Annotated in this window: 2 protein-coding genes; one reads left to right on the top strand and one right to left on the bottom strand. The window is 72.6% G+C overall.

Annotated features, from left to right (window positions below):
* A partial coding sequence (locus ABZ281_RS42185; protein ID WP_356663291.1) for a nitrate- and nitrite sensing domain-containing protein occupies nt 1-2,492 on the bottom strand: 2,492 nt, incomplete at its 3' end.
* A gap of 369 nt (nt 2,493-2,861) precedes the next feature.
* On the opposite strand from ABZ281_RS42185, the gene ABZ281_RS42180 reads away from it, so the two are divergent.
* Nucleotides 2,862-3,647, top strand: a complete 786-nt coding sequence (locus ABZ281_RS42180) for a protein phosphatase 2C domain-containing protein (RefSeq protein ID WP_356663289.1) — start codon at nt 2,862-2,864, stop codon at nt 3,645-3,647.
* The last annotated feature ends 57 nt before the right edge of the window (nt 3,648-3,704 follow it).

Below are 3,704 nucleotides of genomic sequence, written 5' to 3'. Positions count from 1 at the left end.
AGCAGCATCGTCTTCGGGCAGGCCCAGAATGGGTACGGCTTGGCGGCGTGCGCGGGCGGCCCAGCAGGAGTCACCGGATCAGCGGGCGCCGCCGGGCCGACGTCAACCGGCCCGGCCGAGCCGGCGGGCATCGCCGAGCCGGCCGAGGCATCCGGATCGGCGTGCGCGGGCATCGCCGAGCCGGCGTCTCCGGCCGGGTCGGCAGGCGTCCCCGGAGCGGCCTCGATGGTGTCCGCCGCCTCGTCCTGCCGTACCGCCACCGCCTTCTCCGCCAGGGCCACCAGCGGGTCGTCGCCGATCGCGCGGCCGGGCAGGACATTGGAGTTGGCCTCGGCGTCGGCGCCCGGGAAGGAGTAGGAGTGGGCCGTACCGGCGAGAGGGCCGGAGGCCGGGACGGCGACGGGCGGGGCGGCGGCGAACAGCGTGCGGGGCAGGACGACGACCGCCGCGACACCGCCCTGCTTCTGCTCGCGCAGCTGGACGCGCACGCCGTGGCGGTGGGCGAGCCGGGCGACGACATACAGGCCGAGGCCGAGACCGTCCTCGCCCTCCTGGTCGTAGGGCGCCTCCGGGTCGAAGTCGGCCAGGCGGGAGTTGAGGCGCTCCAGCCGCTCCTCGGTCATGCCGATGCCCTCGTCCTGGACGGAGAGCATGACCTCGCCGTTCTCCAGCAGCCAGCCGGAGATCTCGACGGGCAGGTCGGGCGGGGAGAACGAGGTGGCGTTCTCCATGAGCTCGGCCAGCAGGTGGGAGAGGTCGTCCGCGGCGAATCCGGCGATGTGCGCGTGCGGCGGCAGCGCGGCGATCCGGACCCGCTCGTACCGCTCGATCTCGCTGACCGCGGCACGGACGACGTCGACCAGCGGCACCGGCCCTGCGGCGTGCTGGACGTGCTCGGTACCGGCGAGGACCAGCAGGTTCTCGCTGTGCCGGCGCATGACCGTCGCGAAGTGGTCGAGCTTGAACAGCGTGGCGAGCCGGTCCGGGTCCTGCTCGCGCTCCTCCAGGTTCTCGATGACGGCCAACTGCCGCTCGACCAGACCGAGGGTGCGCAGGGCGAGGTTGACGAACGTCCCGCCGATGGCCGTGCGCAGCCGGTCCAGCTGGGCGGCGGACTCGGCGAGTTCTCCGCGCAGTTCCTCGCGCGCGTCGGCCATCTTCTGGCGCTGGCCGACCAAATGCTTGCGGTCGGACTCCAGCGTGGTGATCCGCTCGGCGAGGGCGGCGGCGTGCGCGTGCAGGGCGTTGACGGAGCGGACGGCCTGGGCGAACTCGTCGTTGCGGCCGGTGAACTTGACCGGCTCCTCGGCCGCCGGGTCCTCCGCCTCGGCTAGGCGCTTGGACCCCCGGCGCAGGACCGCGAGCGGGCGGGTGAGGCTGCGGGCCATGCCCGTGGCGACGCCGACGGCGAGCAGCATCAGGGCGCCGAGGACGGCGATGCGGAGCTCCAGCGCGGTGACGTCGTCGTCGCGCAGCGCCTCGAGGTCCTTGGTGCGCCGGTCGTAGAGGGCCGACTCCACGCCGCGCATCAGGTCGACGCGGGCGGACAGGGCCGCGTCCAGTTTCTTGGGGCTGGCGGTGAGGTCGCTGCGGGAGAGCGTCGGCTGGTCGGTCAGGGTGGCGAGGTACTTGTCTGCGGAGTTGACGTCGGTGCCGGTGACCGTGGAGTCGAAGGAGGCTCGGGCCGGTTTGGGCGCGGTGCCGCGGAAGTCGGCCAGCGCCGCGTCGGAGCGCAGCCGGGCCTGCTGGGCGGCGGCGCTGAGGGCGTCGCGCTGCCGGGTGTCGGCGTCCGAGGAGGTGGAGGTCTCCGTCGGCAGGCCGGTGACGGGGTCGATGACCGTTCCGATGCTGCGCGGCACGCTCAGCGCGGCGAGCAGCAGGCCACGGGCCGCGGCGGCCTGCTGGACGGCCGAGTCCAGCTCGGCCAGGGCGTATCCGCCTTCGCCCGCGCGCGGCGGTGTCTGCTGTGCCAGCTGCTCGGCGAGCCCGTGGAGTTCGGTGATGGCGGTGGAGTACGCCTGATGCGCTTCGAGGGCGCTGCTCTTGCCGGTGAGCGCCGCCCTGCGCACGGCCGCTATGCCGTCGAGGTCCGAGCGGAGCGAGGCGGGTGTGTCGGTGTCGGCCCGCAGTTCCTCGACCTGCCGGTCCACGCGGGCGCTGCGCTGCTCGGAGGGTGCCTTGGACTTGGGGCGACCGGCCGCGATGTAGGAGGTGACGTCGTCACGTTCGTCGGCGAGGGAGTGCGCGAGGGCGAGGGCGTCCTGCGTCTGCTCCGCGAGCGTCACCAGTTCCTGGGAGTCGTGGAGCTGCCCGGAGGCCGCGAGGACGGACGGCGTGCCGGCACCCGCGATGGCCGCGGCGACCACGGCCACGGCGACGATCAGCCGGTTGCGTACGTGCGTGGGGCGGCCCTTGCCGGTGGAGGGCGTCGGCTCGGCGCCCTGAACGGGGTCCTTCTGCTTGCCTGTGCGACGAGGCCGCGTCTTCTGCACCGGTGCTCGCATTCCTGACTCGTGAACCCTTGGGCCCGGATGACGCTCCGTCAACTGGTGCGTACTCCCGGTACACTTCCCCGACCCTCCCAGCGCCGGTGGGCAGCGCACGCGCATCACCTGACCCGCCACCCGAAGGAGTGAACCCCGGACGGGAGTTGAGGGGCAAGTTCCGCAGGACTTTGCAGCGGCCTTGCGGGGCACGCCGGTTGGACGACAGCGACGACCGATGGCAGTATTCGCCACCACGCCTTCCCGGAACAAATCATTCCAGCCCAAACCCGGCGCCTGACCTGCGCGGCTGTGCCGGTACGGCAACCATTGGCAGCCTTCTGCGGGCCGCGTGAAGGGCTCGTGCAGACTGGCCGGATGCGTACTGAACTCGCCTCGGAGCCCGGAGACGCCGACCGCCCCAACGAAGACTTCGCCAGTGTCGGACTACCGGCCTCGGGGCAGGGCGGTTCGGTCGTCGTCCTGGACGGGGTCACGCCACCGGAGACGGGGACGGGCTGTCTGCATTCCGTCCCCTGGTTCACCGCACGCCTCGGTGGAGCACTGACCGAACTGACCGTTTCACTCCCGGATGTCCCCCTGGTCGACGTCTTGTCCCGTGCCATCGCGCGTACCTCCGAGGCCCACGCCGCAACCTGTGACCTTTCTCACCCTCGGACTCCCCAGGCCACGGTGGTCGCGGCCCGCTGGAATCCGAGCACGGTGGAGTACCTGGTCCTGTCGGACTCGGCTCTCCTGCTGGAGTCCCCGGACGGCGTGGTGACGTCCGTCCTCGACGACCGGCTGGCCCTGCTCCCCCGCTCGGCGCTGGCGACGGACGCCCAGGTGGACGCCACGCTCCGGAACATGGAGGGCGGCTTCTTCACGGCGGCGGCCGACCCCTCGGTGGCGGCCCGGGCGGTGACCGGAACCGTGCCCCGCGGTGAGGTGCGTGCCCTGGCCGCGCTGACGGACGGCGCGACCCGCTGGGTCGAGCGGTTCGAGGAGGGCGACTGGACGGACTGCTTCCACCTGGTCCGCAAGGAGGGTCCCCAGGCGCTGGTGGACCGCGTCCGGGCACTGGAGAGGACGGACGCCGCCGTGACGTTCCTGGGCCCGAGCAAGCGGCACGACGACGCGACGGCCGTGTACGTCGAGTTCTAGTGCCGCGGCAGGCAACGTTTGCCCGTTGAGGAGCGGCGTTTGGTGCGTGCTCTCGGC

The organism is Streptomyces sp. NPDC006265 (assembly GCF_040613555.1).
Classification (GTDB): Bacteria; Actinomycetota; Actinomycetes; order Streptomycetales; family Streptomycetaceae; genus Streptomyces.
The sequence above is the reverse complement of the archived record's forward strand: the minus strand, read 5'-3'. Positions and strand labels throughout refer to the sequence as shown.

What these genes read in the sequence shown, in the direction of transcription:
- ABZ281_RS42180 (WP_356663289.1), top strand. Translation starts at nt 2,862, where the DNA reads ATGCGTACTGAACTCGCCTCGGAGCCCGGAGACGCCGACCGCCCCAAC.